This window comes from Chryseobacterium sp. ERMR1:04, assembly GCF_001297705.1.
In the GTDB taxonomy this organism is placed as follows: Bacteria; Bacteroidota; Bacteroidia; order Flavobacteriales; family Weeksellaceae; genus Chryseobacterium.
Window position 1 is genome coordinate 387,370 of the sequence record NZ_LIRF01000003.1, and the last position, 22,636, is coordinate 410,005.

The 22,636-nt window shown below is 33.8% G+C and carries 22 protein-coding genes; 13 read left to right on the plus strand and 9 right to left on the minus strand.

The genetic code is table 11. The features are described from left to right. Positions 1 to 105: 105 nt before the first annotated feature. Positions 106 to 1,245, minus strand: coding sequence for an acyl-CoA dehydrogenase family protein (locus AMQ68_RS01880; RefSeq protein WP_054508938.1), 1,140 nt, complete (start codon positions 1,243 to 1,245; stop codon positions 106 to 108). A 192-nt stretch (positions 1,246 to 1,437) separates the two neighbouring features. Here AMQ68_RS01880 and AMQ68_RS01885 point away from each other — a divergent pair, with 192 nt between their 5' ends. From AMQ68_RS01885 to purF, 5 genes are all read left to right on the plus strand, one after another. After that, positions 1,438 to 3,306 carry an endonuclease gene (locus AMQ68_RS01885; RefSeq protein ID WP_054508939.1) on the plus strand — a complete coding sequence of 623 codons (1,869 nt, stop codon included), beginning with the start codon at positions 1,438 to 1,440 and terminating at the stop codon, positions 3,304 to 3,306. A gap of 174 nt (positions 3,307 to 3,480) precedes the next feature. Further along, a complete protein-coding gene (locus AMQ68_RS01890) occupies positions 3,481 to 4,086 on the plus strand; it encodes a SatD family protein (RefSeq protein WP_054508940.1) in 606 nt (201 codons plus the stop codon). A 3-nt stretch (positions 4,087 to 4,089) separates the two neighbouring features. After that, positions 4,090 to 4,785, plus strand: a complete 696-nt coding sequence (locus tag AMQ68_RS01895; protein ID WP_054508941.1) for a DUF3307 domain-containing protein — start codon at positions 4,090 to 4,092, stop codon at positions 4,783 to 4,785. Between the two features lie 36 nt (positions 4,786 to 4,821). Continuing rightward, positions 4,822 to 5,541 (plus strand): phosphoribosylaminoimidazolesuccinocarboxamide synthase, encoded by a 720-nt coding sequence (purC, locus tag AMQ68_RS01900; protein WP_054508942.1) that lies wholly within the window; start codon positions 4,822 to 4,824, stop codon positions 5,539 to 5,541. A 125-nt stretch (positions 5,542 to 5,666) separates the two neighbouring features. Then, a complete protein-coding gene (purF, locus tag AMQ68_RS01905) occupies positions 5,667 to 7,166 on the plus strand; it encodes an amidophosphoribosyltransferase (protein ID WP_054508943.1) in 1,500 nt (499 codons plus the stop codon). A gap of 77 nt (positions 7,167 to 7,243) precedes the next feature. Here the strand turns inward: purF and AMQ68_RS01910 are convergent, their stop codons facing one another. The 5 genes from AMQ68_RS01910 to aroB all read right to left on the minus strand — a co-directional run bounded on the left by AMQ68_RS01910 (position 7,244) and on the right by aroB (position 12,163). After that, the gene (locus AMQ68_RS01910; RefSeq protein ID WP_054508944.1) at positions 7,244 to 7,954 is read right to left on the minus strand and encodes a porin family protein; all 711 of its coding nucleotides are present in this window, start codon (positions 7,952 to 7,954) and stop codon (positions 7,244 to 7,246) included. 613 nt (positions 7,955 to 8,567) lie between these two features. Then, the gene (locus AMQ68_RS01915; RefSeq protein ID WP_054508945.1) at positions 8,568 to 9,149 is read right to left on the minus strand and encodes a porin family protein; all 582 of its coding nucleotides are present in this window, start codon (positions 9,147 to 9,149) and stop codon (positions 8,568 to 8,570) included. Positions 9,150 to 9,389: 240 nt separating this feature from the next. Continuing rightward, positions 9,390 to 10,073: a porin family protein gene (locus AMQ68_RS01920; RefSeq protein WP_054509983.1), complete on the minus strand. Its 684-nt coding sequence runs from the start codon at positions 10,071 to 10,073 to the stop codon at positions 9,390 to 9,392. A 146-nt stretch (positions 10,074 to 10,219) separates the two neighbouring features. After that, positions 10,220 to 10,876 (minus strand): porin family protein, encoded by a 657-nt coding sequence (locus AMQ68_RS01925; RefSeq protein WP_054508946.1) that lies wholly within the window; start codon positions 10,874 to 10,876, stop codon positions 10,220 to 10,222. A gap of 240 nt (positions 10,877 to 11,116) precedes the next feature. Then, positions 11,117 to 12,163 carry a 3-dehydroquinate synthase gene (gene aroB / locus AMQ68_RS01930; RefSeq protein WP_054508947.1) on the minus strand — a complete coding sequence of 349 codons (1,047 nt, stop codon included), beginning with the start codon at positions 12,161 to 12,163 and terminating at the stop codon, positions 11,117 to 11,119. A gap of 432 nt (positions 12,164 to 12,595) precedes the next feature. Here aroB and AMQ68_RS01935 point away from each other — a divergent pair, with 432 nt between their 5' ends. Then, entirely contained in the window at positions 12,596 to 13,534 is a 939-nt protein-coding gene (locus tag AMQ68_RS01935; RefSeq protein ID WP_054509984.1) for a pseudouridine synthase, read from the plus strand. A gap of 97 nt (positions 13,535 to 13,631) precedes the next feature. On the opposite strand, the gene AMQ68_RS01940 is transcribed toward AMQ68_RS01935, so the two are convergent. Together AMQ68_RS01940 and pncA are read right to left on the minus strand one after the other, a co-directional pair. Next, positions 13,632 to 15,197 carry an amidase gene (locus tag AMQ68_RS01940; RefSeq protein WP_054508948.1) on the minus strand — a complete coding sequence of 522 codons (1,566 nt, stop codon included), beginning with the start codon at positions 15,195 to 15,197 and terminating at the stop codon, positions 13,632 to 13,634. A 129-nt stretch (positions 15,198 to 15,326) separates the two neighbouring features. After that, positions 15,327 to 15,932, minus strand: coding sequence for a bifunctional nicotinamidase/pyrazinamidase (pncA, locus tag AMQ68_RS01945; RefSeq protein WP_054508949.1), 606 nt, complete (start codon positions 15,930 to 15,932; stop codon positions 15,327 to 15,329). Positions 15,933 to 16,321: 389 nt separating this feature from the next. Between pncA and AMQ68_RS01950 the strand changes: the two genes are divergently transcribed. The 6 genes from AMQ68_RS01950 to AMQ68_RS01975 all read left to right on the plus strand — a co-directional run bounded on the left by AMQ68_RS01950 (position 16,322) and on the right by AMQ68_RS01975 (position 20,220). Then, positions 16,322 to 17,464 (plus strand): DEAD/DEAH box helicase, encoded by a 1,143-nt coding sequence (locus AMQ68_RS01950; protein WP_054508950.1) that lies wholly within the window; start codon positions 16,322 to 16,324, stop codon positions 17,462 to 17,464. 217 nt (positions 17,465 to 17,681) lie between these two features. Then, the gene (locus AMQ68_RS01955; protein ID WP_054508951.1) at positions 17,682 to 18,269 is read left to right on the plus strand and encodes a hypothetical protein; all 588 of its coding nucleotides are present in this window, start codon (positions 17,682 to 17,684) and stop codon (positions 18,267 to 18,269) included. Next, positions 18,262 to 18,798 (plus strand): YfiT family bacillithiol transferase, encoded by a 537-nt coding sequence (locus tag AMQ68_RS01960; protein ID WP_054508952.1) that lies wholly within the window; start codon positions 18,262 to 18,264, stop codon positions 18,796 to 18,798. Before AMQ68_RS01955 ends, AMQ68_RS01960 begins: the two co-directional genes overlap by 8 nt. A gap of 20 nt (positions 18,799 to 18,818) precedes the next feature. Then, the gene (locus AMQ68_RS01965) at positions 18,819 to 19,253 is read left to right on the plus strand and encodes a DUF1569 domain-containing protein (RefSeq protein WP_082383994.1); all 435 of its coding nucleotides are present in this window, start codon (positions 18,819 to 18,821) and stop codon (positions 19,251 to 19,253) included. Next, positions 19,250 to 19,627 carry a bacillithiol system redox-active protein YtxJ gene (gene ytxJ / locus AMQ68_RS01970; protein WP_054508953.1) on the plus strand — a complete coding sequence of 126 codons (378 nt, stop codon included), beginning with the start codon at positions 19,250 to 19,252 and terminating at the stop codon, positions 19,625 to 19,627. The genes AMQ68_RS01965 and ytxJ overlap by 4 nt, the downstream gene beginning before the upstream one ends. After that, the gene (locus AMQ68_RS01975; protein ID WP_054508954.1) at positions 19,627 to 20,220 is read left to right on the plus strand and encodes a Crp/Fnr family transcriptional regulator; all 594 of its coding nucleotides are present in this window, start codon (positions 19,627 to 19,629) and stop codon (positions 20,218 to 20,220) included. Before ytxJ ends, AMQ68_RS01975 begins: the two co-directional genes overlap by 1 nt. On the opposite strand, the gene AMQ68_RS01980 is transcribed toward AMQ68_RS01975, so the two are convergent. After that, positions 20,221 to 21,636: a PLP-dependent aminotransferase family protein gene (locus AMQ68_RS01980; RefSeq protein ID WP_054508955.1), complete on the minus strand. Its 1,416-nt coding sequence runs from the start codon at positions 21,634 to 21,636 to the stop codon at positions 20,221 to 20,223. A gap of 99 nt (positions 21,637 to 21,735) precedes the next feature. On the opposite strand from AMQ68_RS01980, the gene AMQ68_RS01985 reads away from it, so the two are divergent. Beyond that, positions 21,736 to 22,620 carry a DMT family transporter gene (locus AMQ68_RS01985; RefSeq protein ID WP_054508956.1) on the plus strand — a complete coding sequence of 295 codons (885 nt, stop codon included), beginning with the start codon at positions 21,736 to 21,738 and terminating at the stop codon, positions 22,618 to 22,620. The last annotated feature ends 16 nt before the right edge of the window (positions 22,621 to 22,636 follow it).

Genomic DNA, 22,636 nt, shown 5'->3' on the forward strand with positions numbered 1-22,636 from the left:
ATAGCACACGCAAAACACGTGTGCTATTCAATTATGATCATATAATTCTAATTTTTACATTTTATCATCGAAAACAAATCCGTGATATTTTGTATTCATATAAAATTATTTTGTAATATCTCTACCAATAACTAGTCTTTGGATCTCAGAAGTTCCTTCTCCAATAGTACATAATTTAGAGTCTCTGTAATATTTTTCAGCAGGGAAGTCTTTAGTATATCCGTAACCACCAAAGATCTGAACTGCATTGTTAGCAATTCTTACACAAGCTTCAGAAGCGTATAATTTTGCCATAGCTCCTTCTCTTGTCATTTTTTGCTTAGCATTTTTCAATGTTGAAGCTCTTTGGATCAATAATTCAGATGCATCGATCTCTGTAGCCATATCAGCCAACATAAAGTTGATTGCCTGGAATTCAGAAATTGATTTCCCGAACTGATGTCTTTCTTTAGCATATTTTAAAGCAGCTTTGTAAGCTCCTCTTGCAGTACCTAAACTTAAGGCAGCGATAGAAATTCTACCTCCGTCAAGAATTTTCATTGCTTGTTTGAAACCTTCTCCAACTTCTCCTAAACGGTGAGAATCTGGAACTCTAACGTTGTCGAAAATCAATTCTGCCGTTTCAGAAGCACGCATTCCTAATTTGTTCTCTTTTTTACCAGAAGAAAAACCAGTCATTCCTTTTTCTAATACGAAAGCGGTAGAGTTGTTTTTAGCACCAATTTCTCCAGTTCTTGTCATTACAACAGCAATATCACCAGAGATTGCGTGGGTAATAAAGTTTTTAGCACCGCTGATGATCCAGTCATCTCCATCTCTTACGGCAGTGGTAGACATTCCTCCAGAATCTGAACCTGTGTTGTGTTCTGTTAGTCCCCAAGCTCCGATTACTTTACCAGAAGCCAATTGAGGAAGCCATTTGTGTCTTTGCTCTTCGTTTCCAAACTCATAAATATGGTTGGTACAAAGAGAGTTGTGTGCTGCTACAGAAAGCCCGATAGATGGATCTACCTGAGAGATCTCATCCAGGATCGTAACATATTCGTGATAACCAAGACCAGAACCTCCATACTGTTCAGGAATAACAATCCCCATGAAACCCATCTCTCCTAATTGATGAAATAAATCTTTTGGAAAAGTTTGGCTTTCATCCCATTCCATAATATTCGGTCTGATATTTTTTTCAGCAAATTCTCTTGCCGTTTCAGCTATCATTTTAATGTTGTCCATTGTTTCTGTATTCATAAAGGTAAAATAGTTAGTGCCCAAAGATACTTAAATTGTTGGTATACGAAAAAAAATTATTTTTAACATGTTATTTAATTGACAAAGTTTTAATTATCAATTTTTTATATTTCAACATTTAATGATTTCTTAATGAAAAATTAAAAATTGTAAGGGGTTTAATTTACTATTTTAGCCTCCCAATTTTAAAGCATGAAAAAACTTCTCCTTCCTATCATTTTATTTTCGTCTTATATTTCTGCACAGGCTCCAGCAGGATATTACAACGGAACAACAGGGCTTACGGGTTATGCTCTGAAGTCCAAAATTCACGATATCATTTCTGAAAGGAATATCAACTGGAATTATGATAACCTGCAAGCGCTATATAATCAGACAGATTTGGATATATATTATGATCATGATGCAAGCAATACGACACTATTATTAGATATGTATTCTGAAATACCTTCTGGGCCGGATGCTTACGAATATACAACCGCTCAGATCATTTCTGGCGCCGGAGCTGAAGGGTTGGGGTACAATAGGGAACATGCGGTTCCACAAAGTACATTTAACAGCAATTACCCAATGTATTCTGATCTGCATTTTGTGATTCCTACGGATGCAAGGATCAATCAGTTGCGAAATAATTACCCTTATGGAATTGGTAATTCTACAGTACATTACACTTTTTCAAACTCCTCTAAAATTGCTAATAGCGCTATTCCTAATTATGCGTACACCAACAGAGTGTATGAACCGATTAATGAATTTAAAGGGGATATTGCGAGAATGCTTTTGTATTTTGTGGCACGATATGAAGATAAATTGCCGTCATTTAATTATTTCACTAATATTAATCCGGCCATAGACAGATCTCCTTTGGACGGGACGGCGGAAAGGGCATTTGATCCGGAATATATCGCAATGCTTATTCAGTGGCATAACCAGGATGCAGTTTCTCAACGGGAGATTGACCGAAATAATGCAATATATAGTATTCAAAATAATAGAAATCCGTTTATTGATAATCCGCAATGGGTAAATGCAATCTGGGGACAGTCGCCAGATGCTGTAGCGCCTCAAGCGCCTTCTAATCTTACGGTTTCCCAGACCGGGGCATATTTTGCTAATTTAAGTTGGTCAGCAAGTTCAAGTTCTGATGTTATTGGATATAATATCTATCAAAACGGGACTTTTTTGAAATCAACAAAATCAACAACGATAAGTATTGACCATCTCACACCCTCTACTACTTATAATTATACGGTAAAAGCCTATGATAATGGCTATTTGAATTCTCCGGACAGTAATGTTGCTAGTGCAAGTACCTTAAATTCAGATAGCTTTGCTAAAGATTTAATAATTAGCAAATATTTAGAAGGGACTGCAGACAATAAAGCCATAGAAATTACTAATAGAACAGGACATCCGGTGAATTTAAGTGATTACAGATTGTCTATTCAGGCATATGGGAACAATAATTACTATTTTCCAGCGCCCTTTGAAATGGAAGGGGTTATTCAAAACAACGAAAGTTTTGTTATTGTAAATCCGAATTCAAATTTTAGTTGTTTTACAATCAGTCAGGCGAAATTTGCAACGGCAGCTCCTCAAATGGCTTTTGATGGAAGTAGGTATTTGGAACTGAGATACAAATCGGCCACGGTGGATGCAATTGGCGTTAAGAACCAATCTAATTCTTCTACACTTGCCAATGTTTCTCTTTATAGAAAAAATACTGTCAACCAACCTAATCTAACATTTACTATCAACGAGTGGGATTCTTATCCGTCTGATTACTGTCAAAATATTGGTGGAACGTTATCAACAATTGATCCTGTTGCTTCAAACAAAGAGTTTAAAATATATCCTAATCCTGTTAACGAAAATCTTTTTGTAGATGGGAATGAAATAGAAAATATTAAAACAGCACAGATCATAGATTTCTCTGGGAAGTTAATTTATACGGAGAAAGCTCCTTTTAAAAATAAGAAAAATATTTCTGTACAAAACTTGCCATTGGGAATGTATTTATTAAATCTTGACGGAAAAATATATCAGTTTATCAAGAGGTAAATTGAGACTAAGATATAATTAAACCTAATTTTTGGTTTCATAATTTCATGATAATCTTTGTAAAACCTTGTATGCAAAGCTTAATTGATATAAGCAGATTCACTAATAATCATTATCTATAAGTGTTTCTGCTTATATTTTTTATTTATAAGTAATTATGCTTATATTTGCAAAATGATAGCGGTCCTTACGGGTGATATTATAAATTCGCAACACGCAGACACAGAAGTTTGGATTACCAAGCTAAAGAATCTTCTGGAACATTGGGGAAGCTCTTCCCTTGTATGGGAAATCTACAGAGGAGACGAGTTTCAGTTTAAATGCAACATTGATGATGCATTTTGGCGTTTTCTAGCCATAAAATCTCTTATAAAAAGTCAGGAAAATTTAGATGTAAGAATTGCCATAGGAATTGGTGAAGAAAATTTTTCATCCGAAAAAATCACCGAATCCAACGGAACAGCATATGTGAATTCCGGAAGATTATTAAATGATTTAAAAAGTGATGGGCACACCGTTGCCATTAAAACTTCCAACGACAATGTAGACAGAGATCTTAACATCCTTTTGAAATGGTCTTCCAAAGACTTTGACAACTGGACGATGGCGACTTCAGAAATCATTCACGAAATGATCATGAACCAAGACATTACCCAGGAAGATCTGGCAAAGAAATTCGCGATTTCACAATCGTCAATAAGCCAGCGACTGAAACGTGCAAACTACGAGCTTATCGTAGAGACCAATCAATATTTTAGAAAGAAAATCTCAGAATTGTAAAACATGATCTTTACTAAACTCATATTGGCACATTTACTTGGAGACTTTATTCTCCAGCCAAATTCATGGGTTTTTGATAAAGAAAGCAAAAAACTGAAGAGCAAGTATTTGTATCTTCATATTCTGATTCATACTATTTTAAGTTTTATTTTCCTTTGGGACCTGCAGCTTTGGTGGGTAGCGGTTTTAGTGGGTGTTTCTCATTTTATGATTGATGCTGCTAAGTTGAGTTTCCAAACGATTAAGAATAAAAAGAACTGGTTTTTTATGGATCAACTTCTTCATGTTTTAGTTATTGCAGGAGTATCTTTTTATTTTAATGAATTTAATTTTGAATATTTAAAAGACCAAAATACTTTAAAAATAGCAATGGCAGCTTTGTTTTTAACAACACCTGCTTCTATTTTTATTAAAATATTATTGTCTTCATGGACGCCCGTTCCAGAGACAACAAATAATATACAAACCGAATCTTTATCAAGTGCCGGAAAATATATTGGGATTTTAGAACGTTTACTGGTTTTCACTTTTATTATGGTGAATCATTGGGAAGGCGTAGGTTTTATGGTGGCTGCAAAATCTGTTTTCAGATTCAGCGATTTGGCACAGGCTAAACAAAGAAAATTAACAGAGTATGTATTAATAGGTACATTACTGAGCTTTGGAATGGCAGTTTTAACAGGAATTTTAATTAAGTAAAATAAATATAAATCTAACTAACAAGACATTTAGAAAATGGAAAAGAAAGAAATGTTGTACGAGGGTAAAGCAAAACAAGTATTTGCTACCGATAATCCAGATCAAGTAGTAGTGCGTTTCAAAGACGATGCTACAGCATTTAACGCTCAAAAAAGAGGGTCTGTGGATTTGAAAGGTGAAATGAACAATGCCATCACAACTTTGATTTTTGAATATTTAAATGAAAAAGGGATCAAAACTCATTTCATTAAGCAATTGGACGAAAGAGAACAATTGGTAACAAAAGTATCTATCATTCCTTTGGAAATGGTTGTAAGAAACTATTCTGCAGGAAGTATGGCTCAAAGATTAGGGGTTGAAGAAGGAATTAAATCTCCGGTTACCATCTTTGATATTTGCTACAAAAAAGACGAATTGGGAGATCCGCTTATCAACGATCACCATGCAGTTTTCTTAGGAGCAGCTACGTATGAAGAGCTTGCGGTAATGTATAAATTAACTTCTGAGATCAACGAAATCTTGATCGATTTATTCGATAAAATGAATATCATCTTGGTTGATTTCAAAATTGAATTAGGAAAAACTTCAGACGGTGAGATCATCTTGGCTGACGAAATTTCTCCTGATACTTGTAGACTTTGGGACAAGGATACAATGAAGAAATTAGATAAAGACAGATTCAGAAGAGATCTTGGAGAAGTAACTGAAGCTTACGTTGAGATCTATAACAGATTGAAAACGTTACTTAACAAGTAAGATTTCTGATGCTGGGTTTCTGGCATTTAAAAATGATTTGTTATTCAACAAAATTAAATTAGAAGTCGGTTTTTAGTCTTATCTCTAATCACTGACTTCTGCTATCTATAATAGAAAAAATAGAAATGAAAAGTTTAGACATTCATAAAAGTGAATATTTAAAACAGTTTGAAAATCAAACCTACGGAAGGAATCTTTTCAGAACACAGGAAGAAGAAAGGCTGGATGCTCCCAATGAGGAGTGTGGGATCTTCGGAATGTATTCTGATAATGATTTAGATACGTTTTCTCTTTCACAATTCGGGCTTTTTGCTTTACAGCACAGAGGTCAGGAAGCTTGCGGTATTTCTGTTCTTAAAGACGGAAAAATCACCAATATGAAAGATGAAGGTTTGGTTTTGGATGTTTATAAAGAGATCCAAGATCCTGAAGCTTTTATGGGAAATTCTGCAATCGGGCACACTCGTTACACGACGGCAGGAGACAAAAAGAAATATAATTTTCAACCATTTTTCGCGAAAAACGAATATGACCAGATTATACTTTCTATCGCTCACAACGGTAACTTAACCAATGCGAGAGAATTAAAAACAGAATTGGAAGCTGAAGGCGTTGTTTTCAGAGCAACTTCGGATTCTGAGGTTATTTTAAGATTAATTCAAAAAAATCTTGATCTAGGACTTCGTGGCGCTATTAAAGCAACCATGGAAAAAATAGAAGGTGCGTATTCGGTTGTAGGGATGACGAGAAATAAATTCTTTGCATTCAGAGATTTCAACGGAATCAGACCTTTAGTGTTAGGTGCAGTGAACGAAAACACCTATGTTGTGGCTTCGGAATCTGTTGCTTTAGATGCGGTAGGCGCTCAATATGTTCGTGACATTTTACCGGGAGAAATCATTTATACAAATGAGAACGAACCTGGGAAATTGAACTCTTACATGGTAAATGAAGAGAGAGGAAAGCAGAGAATCTGTTCTTTTGAATATATTTATTTTGCAAGACCTGACTCTACTTTAGAGAATATCAATGTTTATGAGATCAGAGAGAAATCTGGTGAAAAAATTTGGGAGCAGGCTCCTGTAGAAGCCGATATCGTAATTGGAGTTCCTGATTCTGGAGTTCCTGCTGCGATTGGTTTCTCTAAAGCTTCAGGAATACCTTTCCGCCCGGTTTTAATTAAAAACAGATATATCGGAAGAAGTTTCATCGTACCCACTCAGGAAATGAGAGAAAGGGTAGTGAACCTGAAATTGAACCCTATTATTTCTGAGATCAAAGACAAAAGAGTAGTGATCATTGATGATTCTATCGTTCGTGGAACTACATCTAAAAGATTGGTTAAAATTCTAAAAGATGCAGGAGTAAAAGAAATTCACTTCAGAAGTGTTTCTCCACCTATTATAGCGCCTTGTTATTTAGGAATTGATACACCCTCAAAAGATGATTTGATCTCTGCTAACATGACTACTGAGGAATTGAGAGACTACTTAGGAGTAGATTCTTTAGAATTTTTAAGTACAGATAGCCTTAAAGAAATTTTAGGTTCTTCTAATCATTGTTTTGGATGTTTTACAGAAGAATATCCTGTAGCCAAAGGAGAAGAAATAGAATTATTTAATTAAGCTTATTTATTAAATAAAAATGAAAAGGCCAGACTTAGTTTAAGTCTGGCCTTTTCTATTGATATTAAAATTTGTTACTAAAATTTGTAGTTCAATCCTAATTGAAACACTCTGTTTGTAAGAGCATCATCTCCTTTAGGAGAATTTGTTTCAATATTTGTTAAACTGTTTACGTATCTCGCGTTGATTCCTAAGTTATGAGTGATATCATATCCTACACCAAGACCTAAACCTACGTTAAATTTCTTGATATCGTCTTTGTCAATAGTTTCAGATACAGATGTAGTTGTAGTGCTTGTAACTCCTGCTGTAGTAGATTCAACTCTGCTTTCTCCTTTATTTTTACCATTAATAAAATAACTGAATTCAGGACCTGCTTCTATATAAAAGTTTTTAGTAGGTCTCATCTGAAGCATTAATGGTACTGAAACATAATTCAAAGTAGTTGAATAGTCATTTTTTGTTTTAACAGTAGTTGAACCATTAGTTACATCAGTAGATGATAATACACTTTTTGATCCTAATTGGTTATATAAAACCTCTGGTTGAAGGCTTAGTTTTTGAGAAAGTGGAATGTTAACAAATACCCCAGCATGAAATCCTAATTTTTGATTATTAAGACTTACATCTTGATCGTTAAAAGAAGCAGCATTCCCACCCCCTTTAATACCAAATCTAATTGGGTCTTTTTGATTATTCACAGTAGTTACTGTAGGAGTAGTTTTTGTTTCTTGAGCAAATGCTAATGAACCTGCAGCTACTGCTAGTCCTAGAAATAACTTTTTCATAATTGTTTATTTTTAATTTTACTTTTCTATTTTCTTGTCTGGTTTTTCAATCAGATGTGGAGTAATTTGCAAATTGCTTGCCAAAATTGAAAATTTATACGTTTAACCAGTAATGGATAGGGTATTTTAAAAAATAAAGAATGTGAACTAAATCTTAATTTTATGTAAATAAATTAAATATTTTCAATTTAAAATACTTTTTGTGCTAACAGATTCATTAAATCACTATTATATGTATTATATTAATTTTTCTTATTTAATTTGTTTTTTTAAGAAAAAAATATAATTTAACATAAAAGCTGAATCTTAATTGCTTCAGAATTTTGGTGTAAAATGAATTTTTACTCTTCGAATAGAGAGTCTACATTCTGGTAGAAATAGTTGGCTTCCTGGAATAGGTTGGTAATTTTCATTAAAACTAAAAGTATTACGAAAAATAAAAAGCCAAGATTACATCCATAATCCCGGCTTTTCCTATTGAATATAAAAATGTATTCCTTAAACTTATTATCATTATTTCTTTACTTTCAATATATTCCTGAGTAAAAAATGTGAAAAGGTCAGACTTTATGATGAAGCCCGACCTTTTCTGTATTGAAATCAAAATCTGTTCTTAAAATTTATAAGCAAGACCTACCTGGAATACATTGTTTTTTCCTTCAGGCTGATCTCCTCCAACTTTTTTACCTATATCTGTTACCCCTGCAACATATCTTGCATTAATACCAATGTTAGGAGTAAAGAAATATCCTGCTCCAATCCCAATTCCAAAATCAAAACCTTTGATATAATCATTAGCTTTTACGGATACAGATTGGTATTTGAATTTAGAATCTATTAAGAAACTGAATTGTGGTCCTGCTTCAAGATAGAAATTAGGCGTAGCATTATATTGGAACATTACCGGAACCGAAATGTAACTTAAATTTACTTTAAGATCCTCGAATCCGTCTGCTTTTGCGCCAACACCATTATATAAAACCTCTGGTTGAAGACTGAAATTTGATGCTATTGGAGCGTTCAAAAATAATCCTCCATAGAATCCTACTTTAGCTTTTGAATCACCTCCGGAAATTGTAGACACATTTAACCCTGCTTTCACCCCATATTTAAGTGGAGTAGAAGATTGAGTTTTCTCTTGCGCCCATACTAATGAACTTGTAGCAATTGCTAATCCTAAAAATATTTTTTTCATAGTTAATGTAATTAATTTTTATTATTTATATTTTTGATTTTCAAATTTTTATATACAAAATTCTTGCCAAAAAGTATTAATTCGTTTAAGAATCAATAATAAAAGAATGCTTTATAGCCATAGCTATTAAAATATTTTTATTGAAAATCTGCAATTTACTATAAATTATAAACCAAAATAAGTCAGACCTTACGATCTGACTTAGTCTATTAAAATTTGTTTTTTTAAATATATGTAGGCTTATTTGAATTTATAAGCTACACCAACTTGGAATGCATTATTTCTAATTGCATCTCCTGTGTTGTGTTTGTATACATCTGTAATACCTGCAGTAAATCTAGCAGTTACGCCAAAATTCTGAGTGAAATAATATCCTGCTCCAATCCCAATTCCGAAGTTGAAAGTATTGTGAAGATCTTTAACAATCTTATCTGAGATCGTTGTTGTTTCTGTAACAGTTGTATTTCCTGAGTTTCTAGTGGTAGTAATATCTCCTTTGTTTTTTCCTCCTAAAAGAAAACCAAATTCTGGTCCTGCTTCTACATAAAGTTGAGGAAGGATATTATATTGTACCATTACAGGGATAGAAAGATAGTTCAGGCTTTTTTTGTAATCAGCTACTCTTCTGTATCTATCAGCATTAATGTAATAATCTTCTCTTTCTTCAGTTTTTGACCCTAATTGGTTAAAAAGAAGTTCAGGCTGAACGCTGAATTTCTGTGCAACCGGAATATTAACAAACACTCCTGCATTAAAACCTGGTTTCAATTTCTGATCGTTATCATACTGATCAGCTTTGCTAAGGGTAGAAGCGTTGAATCCCGCTTTAACTCCAAAAGTAATAGGAGATGAAGATTTAGTTTTTTCTTGTGCATTCACCAAAAGGCTTCCTGCAAATGCTAATCCTAAAATTAGTTTTTTCATGATTTTAAAGTTTAAACTTATTCCCCCACAGCGCAGCAAAATCCCCGCCAAAAGGAGAAAAATGATAAAAATCATGTTTAAATCAAAAAGTCAGACCTTACGATCTGACTCTTATCTATTAAAATTTGTTTTCTAAATGTTTAGGCTTATTTAAATTTATAAGCTAATCCTACTTGGAATACGTTGTTTCTTACAGCGTCCCCATTATTGTTTTTGAAGATATCAGTTACACCAGCTGTATATCTTGCCGTAATACCTAAATTATCTGTGAAGTAATATCCTGCACCAATACCGATACCAAAGTTAAATGTTTGGAAATCATCTTTGTTTAGTGTTCTAGTAGATGAAGTATCAGTATTTCCGTTTGTAGAAGTTTTGAACTTATCTTTTGCGCTTACCAAGAAACCAAACTCAGGACCAGCCTCTAAATAAAGGTTTGGAAGAGCATTATACTGGAACATTACCGGTACTGCAATATATCCTAGATTTGTAGAATAATCTGCTTTATAATCATTTCCAAAAGCAGTATATTTTCTTGTAGATTTTGCTCCTAGATCATTATAAATAACCTCTGGTTGAATACTGAAAGAACTTGCAATCGGAATGTTAGCAAAAACACCTGCGTTAAAACCAATTTTTGATTTTGTATCGTCTAATCCTTCATTTTTAGATAAAGAAGAAACGTTCATCCCACCTTTAACACCAAATGTAACTGGGTTTGAAGATGAAGCTGTAGTCGTAGTTGTTTGTGCGAATGCTAGTGAACTTGCAGTTACTGCTAATCCTAAAATTAACTTTTTCATAACTTTAATTTTTTTTAATATTTACTATTCTTAATTTTAAATTTTACTACTGTCAATTTTCGTTGACGCAGAGTATCTTTCAAATTGCTTGCCAAAAACTAAAACATGATTAAAATCAGGTTGTATTTTTATTAAAAAACCAACTAATTTGAATTTAAATGTCTGAAATTCAACTAAGTAGAAACTTAAATAAACATTTGTTTAGAAAGGTAAATATTGATAAAATTTTATAAAATGGAGTTAAATAGTATCTAATGTTCTGTAAAAATGTAAAGATTCCACGATGTTTTTTTGATCACATTGATGATCGAAGGTGCAAGAACCTATTCCTGATAGGAGAGAGAAATTAATTTTACTGTCAATATTCTTCTTATCATTTAATAGGAGTGCAAAAATATCTTCATCTTTAAAATCGCTGATATCTAAGTAAGGATAATATCTTTGAACGTTTTCAATAATAATTTTTGAATCTTCTTCAGAAATCAAACCTTCAAGATAGGAGAGATGTGCCTCAGAGATCATTCCCATTGCTACGGCTTCTCCATGTAAAATAGGATTTCCCTGTTCCAGACATAGGCTTTCTATAGCGTGGCCTATTGTATGAGCAAAGTTCAGTGTTTTTCTGATATTTTTTTCGTGAAAGTCTTTTTCTACAACATCCTGTTTAATATCCATAGAAGTTTGAATATGCGGAATAATCCCTTCTATATCTAGTTTATGAATCTGGATGAGGTTTTCCCAATGTAGTTTATCAGCAATCAATCCGTGCTTTAGCATTTCGGCAAAACCACTTCTTAATTGTTTAAAAGGAAGGGTTTCTAAAAATTTAGGATATACAAAGATCTGCTCCGGGAACGTGAAAGTTCCTACCATATTTTTATAATGCATCAGGTCAATTCCTGTTTTTCCACCAATGGAAGCATCACACATAGATAATAAAGTTGTCGGAATATTAATGAACTGAATTCCTCTTTTATACGTAGAAGCTACAAATCCACCCATATCGGTAATCACACCGCCACCAAGATTAATAACAAGTGCTTTTCGGTCTGCTTGCATTTCTGTTAAAATTTCCCACAGCTGATTTGCCGTCTGGATATTTTTCATTTCTTCACCCGCTTCAATCTCCAAAATTTCAAACCCCAGATCGGTTTCCATATTCCCTAAAAGTATAGGGAGGCAATACTCATGCGTATTTTCATCAACTAAAATAAAGATTTTGCTGAATGATTTTTCGTGTAAGAAGTAGTTAAGTTGAGAAAAATTATCGTTTAATATTGTTATCATTTTCAGAATTTCTATAATGTTAATAGTGAAACTATATTGCAAAGTTATGATTCTTAATTTTTAACTCGTAACTAAATTACTATCTTTGCAAAAATATTTAGAATGAGCAGAGACAATAATAATTCAGGAAAACCTAAAAGACCGAGAGTTTCAACAAGAAATTCCGGAAGTTCTCGCGCTCCTAAATCTGGAAATTCTTCAGAATCAAAACCTTTCAAAAAACCTTTTTCTAAAAGCGGTGATAAGAGTTTTGGCCAAAAAGATAGAAATGAAAATGGCAATTCAAAATTTGAGAAAAAGCCTTTCAGCAAAAGTGATAGAGATACCGACTCTAGATCTTTTAAAAAACCTGATTCTAGGAGAGGTGAAACAAATTTTGAGAGCCGTGACCGTGATGAAGATCATGGTTCAAAACCTGGTAGAGAACCTTATATCACTTCACAAAACGAAGGTAGAGAAAGAAAAACATACGCTGGAAAATCAGTTTCACAAAGAGGTGGGGTAAGAGATTTTGATCCTAAAGATAACAAAAGAGATAAATACGAAAGAGGTAGCTTAAAATATGGTAGAAGACCTTCTACCGGAAGCGACAGAGATGAAGACAGAGCTAAATCTTTTGTACAGAAAAGAAGATTAAACAAGATAGAAAAGGATGTTCATAAAGATACCATTCGTCTTAATAAATACATTGCCAATTCAGGAATTTGCAGCAGAAGAGAAGCTGACGAATTAATTACTCAAGGTTTAGTAGAAGTAAACGGAAAAGTAGTAACTGAAATGGGTTATCAGGTTGAAAAGACTGATAAAGTAATTTTTGACGGACAAAATATCACTCCGGAAAAACCTGTTTATGTACTTTTAAATAAACCTAAAGGGTATATCTCTACGACAAAAGATGACAAGGCAAGAAAAACAGTAATGGATCTTGTGGCGAATGCTTCTCCGTACCGTGTTTTCCCTGTTGGAAGATTAGACCGTTCTACAACGGGTGTTATTCTTTTAACAAATGACGGGCACATGACGAAGAAATTAACGCACCCATCTTTTGATGCGAAAAAAATCTATCACGTAACGTTGGATAAAAAACTAACCAATGAAGACTTGAAACTTATTGTTGAAGGTATTCGTTTGGATGAAGGTATTGCTACAGTAGATCAAATCTCATTTATCGAAGGTAAACCAAGAAACGAAATCGGAATTGAAATTCACATCGGATGGAACCGTGTGATCAGAAGAATTTTCCAACGATTAGGATATGAAGTAGAAGCTCTGGATAGAGTAATGTTTGCAGGATTAACGAAGAAAAATATCAAAAGAGGACACTGGAGAATTCTTACAGATTTGGAAGTGAATACTTTGAAAATGCTTTAATTTAAAAAGTAATTTTTAAATTTTAAAAAAATATAAAGACGTTGAAAATTAATTCAACGTCTTTTGTTTTTATATGAGAACCTAAATTGGAAACTTTTTATTTATTTAAGAACTGAGGAACTTTCCTCTGAGGATTTGTCTGTTCAAAAGTATAAGCCATTGTAATGAGCTTGCCTTCTTGCCATTTTTCTGCAAAAAACAATATTCCAACAGGCAATCCATCGATAGATCCCATTGGTAAAGTAATACTGGGATATCCTGCGATGGCAGCAGCTTCCCAGCCTCCAAAAATATCTTCTCTGTCTCCGTTTTTCAAATCGGTTTTCCAAGCTTCTACGGTTGTTGGAGAGATGATAGCATCAAGAGTATATTTTTTCATGACAAGATTAATTCCTTTTTCACGACTGCCTTCTTGGGCAATTTTCACTGCTTTTGCATAGTTTTCATCTTTCGTTCCTTTACTTTTGGCGGAAAGTTCTAAAAATTCTTGTCCAAAATAGTGTAACTCTTCTTTGTTGTTTTTATTAAAAGCAATCAGCTCATCTATGTTTTTTATCACCGCATTTTTACCTAAAGACGCAAAGTAATTATTTAAGCCATCTTTATATTCATCAATCATCAATTCTAAAGATTTTTCCTGAACCTCCGGAGAAAGAAGATCTTTATCTATTTCAACAATAATTGCTCCTTGGTTTTCTAAAAACTTTAAGGTTTGGATAAATAGTTGATCTACTTTTTTACTACTGCCATGGGTCATGCTTTTTAAATATCCCAGCCTTTTACCTTTTAATCCGTTTAAAGTCAGAAATTGGGTGTAGTCTTTTTGATTAAATTGATCAGATCCCATTGTTTCACGATCTGCTTTGTCTTCGCCTACCATAGTACCCAGACTTATAGCAATATCTTTTACGGTTCTTGCCATTGGTCCCGCTGTATCCTGTGAACTTGAAATAGGGATGATTCCTTGTCTGGAAATTAATCCTACGGTAGGTTTTAGTCCAACAATTCCGTTGAGACTGGATGGACAAGTAATAGAACCATTAGTTTCTGTACCCATAGCGATTATACCTAGATTGGCAGAAATAGCAGCTCCTGAGCCGGCGCTGGAACCACAAGTGTTTCTATCTAAAATGTAGGGATTTTTTGTAAGGCCTCCCAAACCGCTCCAGCCACTTGTAGATTTCATTCCACGAAAGTTGGCCCATTCACTGAGATTGGTTTTTCCAATAATGACAGCACCGGCTTCTCTTAATTTTTTTACCAAATAGCTGTCTTGTAAAGGGAATGAGTTTTTCAGAGCCAAAGATCCTGCCGTATTGGGCATTTTATCGTGGGTATCAATATTGTCTTTTAATAAAATAGGAATACCAAACAACGGCTTGTTTTTAAGCTTTGCATCCAGATGATCTAGCGAGTCTGCAATTTTTATCGCATCCGGATTGATGGTAATAATAGAATTTAGCTTCACTCCGTTTTTATCAACATCATTAATCCTTTGCAAATAGGCCTGAACGACTTCTTTTACAGAGGCTTTATTGTTTTTATAGAGGTGCTGAATTTTTTCAATATCGTATTCCAAATATTTAAATTGATGAGCAGATGTATTTTGTGCTTTTCCTGAAAATGTAAAGAGAAATACAGTAAATAGGATACTTTTTTTCATAAAAGTGTTTTTTCAAATATAGATAAAATTAATTATTTGGGTCACTCCTGTTGATTCTTACAAAGTATTGCTAAATAAAAAACGCAACAAATATTTGCTGCGTTTGTATGTTATGTATTGATTAAAAGATTATCCTAAGACTGTTACTCCTTTTTGAATCATATCATAAATTGCGTCTTTGCCGTTATCCGGTTTTACGTTTACCGCACGGGTTCCATTGAAATGAAGGCAAGTTACATATCCGTTGGCTACTGCATCTGTACAAGTGAATTTCACGCAATAATCCATTGCTAACCCTACAATTTCCAATAACTGAATTTCGTGATATTTTAAGAAATCATCCAATCCTGTTTTCATAAAGTGGTTGTTATCCTGAAAACCGCTATACGCATCAATTTCAGTGTTTTTTCCTTTTTGAATAACATGAGTTACTTTGTCTCTGTTAAGGTCTTTATGAAATTCTGCTCCAAAAGTTCCCTGAACACAATGGTCCGGCCACATAAACTGAGGTACCCCATTTAAAATAATACTTTCCCCAACCTGTCTTCCGTTGTTGCTTGCAAAGCTTTTATGATTCGCAGGATGCCAGTCCTGAGTTAGAATAATTTGATCATACGCATTTTCTTCCATCAGAAGATTGATGTAAGGAATTACTTCATTAGCTCCAGGAACTGCTAAAGCACCTCCTTCACAAAAATCATTCTGTACATCTACTATTATTAACGCTTTTTTCATATTTAGATTCTCGAATTATAGATAAATTTATAAAAAATAGTATTCAAATATTTGTCCAAAATATAATTATCGGACAAAACGGCATTTAGATTAATAATTTTTGACTGAGATTTTATTTAAAAAAGGTTTTAAATCGCAAAGGCGCAAAGGTTGATGAAAAAATGCTGTTGTAAGGTGCAAGGATTTTATCTACGATAAAATTTATACTGTTTTAGATGAAAATCTTTGATTTTCTTGCGGCTTAAAAAAGTATCAAGATTAAAAAACTTTGCGCCTTTGCGATTCTCCAACAACACAATATCTCTCTTTATTATAAAAATAATTACTATTTTATTTTCAGGATATAAAACAAATACCAATAGCTTATCTTTGCAGTAAATAAGTATTTTATGTCATTTGAATCGTTAGGATTATCACACAATATTATTCATTCTGTTAAAAAGTTAGGCTATCTGAAGCCATTTCCTATACAAGAGCAGGCAATACCTGTTATTTTACAAGGAAAAGATTTAATGGGAATTGCACAAACAGGTTCCGGAAAAACGGCTTGTTTTGTGATGCCTATCTTAGAAAAACTACAAAATGCAGAGGTTAAGAAAGACCGTAATATTCAGGTTTTAATATTGGTTCCTACACGTGAGTTGGCTATTCAGATTGATGAGGTTTTTAGAGCTTTTACAGACAACCTGAAGCGTGAGATTCGTACGATGGCAGTCTATGGAGGAGTGTCCATCAATCCACAGATGAAAGGAATGTTTGGCGTTGAGGTTTTGATTGCAACACCTGGTCGTTTATTAGATTTGATTGATCATAAAGCGTTGAGTATTTCAGGAATCCAACATTTGGTGATTGATGAAGCTGATAAAATGTTTCAGTTAGGTTTTGGGGAAGAAATGAATAAGCTTTTCGCTCAAATGCCTGTTATGAAGCAGACTACCTTGTTTTCTGCGACGTTAGATGATAAAGTTTCTGAAATGAAGGAGCGTTTATCAATCAATCCTACGCTGATTGAGATCAAGAAAGAAGAAGTTGAAATCGATAATATCGAACAATTGGCATATCATGTTTCTCCGGAAAATAAAGGTCCTTTTTTACGTTATTTAATTAAAGAAAAGAAGGTTGAAAAAGCATTGATCTTTGTTTCATCTACAAAATCTGCAGATAGTTTAGTTGAAAAATTGAAAAAGAATAAAATTAAAGCAGTAGCCATTCACAGTCAGAAATCGCAAGGTGCCCGTAGAAATAATTTAGAAGAATTTAAAGTAAATGGGGCTCAGATTTTGGTTGCTACCGATTTGATTGGTCGTGGGATCCACATTGAGTCTTTACCGTGTGTTATCAATTACGAATTACCACGTTCGCCACTAGATTATATTCACCGTATTGGTAGAACAGGACGTGCAGGCGAAAAAGGAACTGCTATTAATATTCTAACAGACGACGAACTGCAGCATTTCAGAGTCATTCAAAAGAAAATGGGTAAGAAAGTTACTTTACAAAGAACAGAAGGAATCGACTTACATGGATATTAATCCATTAAATTATATAACAAGAGCTTCAATTTTAATAGAATTGGAGCTTTTTTAATTATGATTTCTTTTCAGTAATACAATTTTACATTGTTAATTGTATTGTAATATGTTCAATTAACATTTTTTTCATTTTAAATTCTCGAATTTTTGATAAATTTACCAAAAACTATTATTTGAAAAGTTGTCCAGAATGTGATGATGGACAAAACAGCATTTTATGAAAGAATTTACTATAGTTCGAGGACTATTTGATACCAGAAAAAGATCGTTAGTAATTAACGAGAACTTTATAAAATATGAAGATAAAGACCAAAATGAGAACTTATTTACTATTTTAAAGAAAGAAGATATTGTGGGAATCCGCTATGGAATTCATTTTATCAACGGATATAGTATTTATATAGGAAGGGAATATCAGATTTTCATAAGGAACAAATCAAACAAAGAGTTAAAAATTTATTTTAAACTCTTTTATGGTAGAAAATTAAATGAAAAACATCAATTGTATAATGATATTTTGGATGAAGTCTGGGATAATTTCATTGGAGACATTTCACAGTCTTATTGGGTGAAATTTAAAAATAATGAAAAGTTCAATCTGGCTGGAGTTGAAGTTTTAAATGATAGAATAGAATTTGACAAAAATGAAATTTTAATTAAAGACTTAGATATAAAAACCTACAGACATCATTTTGTAATCTATTCAAAAAATGACCAATATAAAAATAAAATGCTGTATTACCTGAAAGACAAAGATGCTGTAATTCTATTAGACGTAATAACCAAGATAATTAAAAATGAGTGATTTAAAACAAAAGAGGTTTCCAATAGGTGAGTACCAACAACCTGAGAGCATCTGTGATATTAAACTTGATGAATATATTAAAGTCATCAAAAACTTTCCTGAAAAGCTAAAAAACTTAATAGAAGACCTTTCGGATGATCAGTTGGACACGCCTTACAGAGATGGGGGCTGGACAGTAAGACAGCTTGTAAACCATATTGCAGACAGCCATATCAACAGTTTTATCCGTCTTAAATTAGCATTAACAGAAGACAACCCAACCATCAGACCTTATGACGAAGCCAAATGGGCCGAACTTCAGGATAGTGCCAATATGCCGATAAAGCCGGCTATGAGAATGATAAAAGGAACGCATCAGAGATGGGCAGCATTGCTTAAAACACTTACGAATAAACAATTTGAAAGAACTTTTCATCATCCTGAACATCATCAGAATTATGATCTGAGAAGTTATCTTGCCTTGTATGTTTGGCACTGTAATCATCATTTTGCACACATCGAAAATTTGAAGAAAGAAAAAGGTTGGTAAAAAAGAGCCTTCATCATCGGATGTATTTCGAGGAAATTGTCAACAGAATTTCTAATCTCGCAGAAAATTCTCCAAAAAAATGGGGAAAAATGTCTGCTGCTCAAATGCTAAAGCACTGTGATCTTGTTCTTCAGGTGGCTTTGCAGAAAATTATTCTTCCGGATATCAACGTTTTATTTGGCGCAGTAGGGATTCTTGCAAAATATGAAATGCAAATGTTTAATAATGGAATTCCTCGAAATATGCCCACTTTTCAAAAACTAATCGTTAATTTTGAATGTGATTTCGATGAAGGAAAGAAAAATCTTCTAAAAACACTGGATGATTATTGGCAAGCATTTGAAAATAATCATCTATCTAACCGGCACAAACTTTTTGGTAAAATGACCGAAAAAGACTGGGGCTTTTTAGAGTATAAACATCTTAATCATCATCTTAAACAATTTAATGTATGAGTTTCTTTGATAAAATATTTGGCGGAAAAGAAGAAAAACCAGAAGAAAAATCTTTCTGGAAAAAAATAGAATCTGAAGAAGATTTACAAACGGCTATTGAAAATTCTTCCCGTCATAAGATCGGAATATTCAAACATTCTACAAGTTGCTTTATCAGTAAAACGGTATTGCGAAACTTTGAGAAAGAAATAGAAAATACAGATGAAAAAGTAGATTTGTATTTCTTAGATTTGTTGGCTCACAGACCTATTTCCAATAAAATAGCAGAAGATTTGGGAGTAAGACATGAAAGCCCGCAATTTATTGTTATTGAAAACGGAAAAGCAATTAGCAACGCTTCACATCAGGATATATCTTTAAGCCAGATCCTCTAATGAAAAATATTAATAATTATTTATCTAAAGTTTTAAATGTTCCTGTTGAAAAAGTGAACATGTGCAGCTTGCACTATGAAGTAAAGAAAATTCAGAAGAATCAGTTCATTTTACAATATGGCGAGGTGTGCAGACACATCTACTTTGTAGAAAAAGGACTTTTGAAAATGTATTCTATCGATAAAAACGGGAAGGAACACATTATCCAATTCGCTCCTGAAAGTTGGCTGATTTCGGATAGAAGTAGTCTTTATTTTAACGAAAAATCAATTTACTACATTGAGGCTATTGAAGATTGTGAGATCCTTTTACTGCATCCGGATTTCATCAGTAAATTGGTAGGAGAGTTCCCAAGCAGCCTTGGAAAAAGTGATGTTTTAGTGCAAAAACATATAAAAAGCCTTCAAGACAGAATCAATTCTTTATTAGGAGAAACAGCCGAAGAAAGATACATGAAGTTTGTCAAAATGTATCCGGATTTGTTACTGAGAGTTCCCCAATGGATGATTGCTTCCTATTTAGGAATTACGCCCGAAAGTTTAAGCCGTGTTCGAAAAGAATTGGCGAGAAAAAACTTTGTTCCGGACAGATAATTACGAAAGCCTTTTCGCTAAACTCCCTATTTGTCTTAGTTTTAATTGGGTGTCTTCTGACCAGGGTAAGCCAAAGCAAAGTCGCATGCAATTTTCAAACTGATCCTGAAGGGTAAACATTCTTCCCGGAGCAATGCTTATATTTTGCTTTATGGCCAGATCATACAATTCTGTTGTACGAACTTTTTTATCAAATTCTATCCAAAGAGATAATCCGCCTTGCGGTCTGCTGGTTTTTGTGCCCTCAGGAAAAGATTCCGCAATCGTCTGAACATAATTTTGATAGTTAGTTTGCAACGTTCTGCGCATTTGTTGAAGGTGTTTCTCATACCTTCCACTTTTTAGGAAATTAGCAACGGCTTCATTTACAATGGAAATTGATGAGGTAGAATGAAGGAGTTTCAGCTTTAAAATTTTCTCTTTATATTTTCCGGGAACGATCCATCCCACACGATACCCTGGCGCTAGCGTTTTTGAAACTGAGCTACAATAGAGCACATTTCCTTCTTTGTCAAAAGATTTACAACATTTCGGGCGGTTGGCTCCAAAATAAAGATCTCCATACACGTCATCTTCAATTAATGGAATGTTATTTTCCGACAGAAGTTTTACCACTTCTTTTTTATTTTCATCAGACATGCAACTTCCCAGCGGAGTATTAAAATTGGGAATCAATAAACAGATGTCAATTTTAGGGATAGCCTTTTTTAATGCTTCAATCTCAATCCCATGAGCCGGATGCGTAGGTAATTCCAATACTTTTAATCCAAAGCCGGCAGCCAGTTGTAAGATTCCAGGATAGCACGGACTTTCAATAGCAATGGTATCTCCGGGTTTGCCTAAAGCCATGAGACAAAAAGATAGGGCATTCATTCCGCCGTTTGTTGTTACAACATCAGTTTCATTAAAATTTCCACCCCATGATAACGATCGTAAGGCGGTCATTCTTCTTAATTTCAGATTTCCCTGTAGTTCTTCATATTCAGCTCCGCCAGATTTTAATTCTCTTGTCGCGTTGATGATTTCTTTTTTAAGTTTAGCCTGAGGTAACAAATCTCCAGACGGAATGGCAATAGAAAACAGCGTAAGATTATTTTTACCCATATTTTCATACACCTTGCTGATTAGCTCATCAGGTTCATTTGTATTCGCAATTAAAGAAGGTCGGCTAACCTCTGGAAGGGGAAGTGTAATCGAAAGTAACTGACTTACAAAATAACCCGATTGCGGTTTTGATTCTATTAAAGACATCGATTCCAGTTCAAGAAAAACACGTTTTGCTGTGTTCATACTGATTTGATGCTCTTTACATAAAATTCTCACAGAGGGAAGTTTATCTCCAGCATTTAACACACCGCCTCTGATTTGAGAAGCAATTCCGTTGGCTATTTCTGTATATAAAAATTCTTTAGTCATATTTTTTTCTAACTGTGCTCATGCAAATATACAAAACTGAGATTGTGCTTACTGAATTAACTTGTATAATTTTGACTCATTAAATAAAGCCTCAATAAAATGATGACAAATCAAATATCAAAAGACCAAACACTTAATGGCTGGATCAACGGATTCATAGGTGTACTTTTATTCAGTGGTTCCATGCCTGCCACCAAATTGGCAGTGAATGATATGAGCCCAATTTTTGTAACGATAGCACGTGCTGCGATTGCAGGACTTTTGGCTTTGATCGTCCTTTTAATCTATAAAGAAAAACGACCGACAAAAGATCAGCTCTTTCCATTGGTATTGGTTTCAATAGGTTGCGTAATTGGGTTTCCTTTGCTTTCGGCACTGGCACTTCAATATGTAACTTCGGCACATTCTATTGTTTTTTTAGGAATGTTACCTTTGATGACAGCGATTTTCGGAGTGATTAGAGGAGGAGAAAGACCACATCCTATATTTTGGTTATTCTCTATTATCGGAAGTCTTTTAGTAATTGGTTTTGCCATTTCTCAAGGCATTTCTGCATCTCCGATTGGAGATGTTTTAATGTTAGCCGCTGTGGTTTTATGCGGATTAGGATATGCAGAAGGGGCTAAACTTTCAAAAACCTTAGGAGGCTGGCAAGTGATTTCGTGGGCTTTGATCTTAGCATTGCCATTAATGGTTGTTTTATTTTTTATTTATTTTCCCAATAATATTGAAATGGTAACTACCGGTGGCTGGTTTGGTTTGGCCTACATCTCTTTATTCAGTATGTTCATTGGTTTCATCTTTTGGTATCGTGGCTTAGCACAAGGCGGAATTACTACTGTGGGTCAACTTCAATTATTGCAACCATTTTTTGGATTGGCATTGGCAGCTTACTTTCTTCATGAACCTGTAAGCATGGGAATGTTAGGCGTTACCATTGGGGTTATTCTATGTGTAGCAGGCACGAAAAAATTTGCTAAATAATTCTTTATTAAAATCA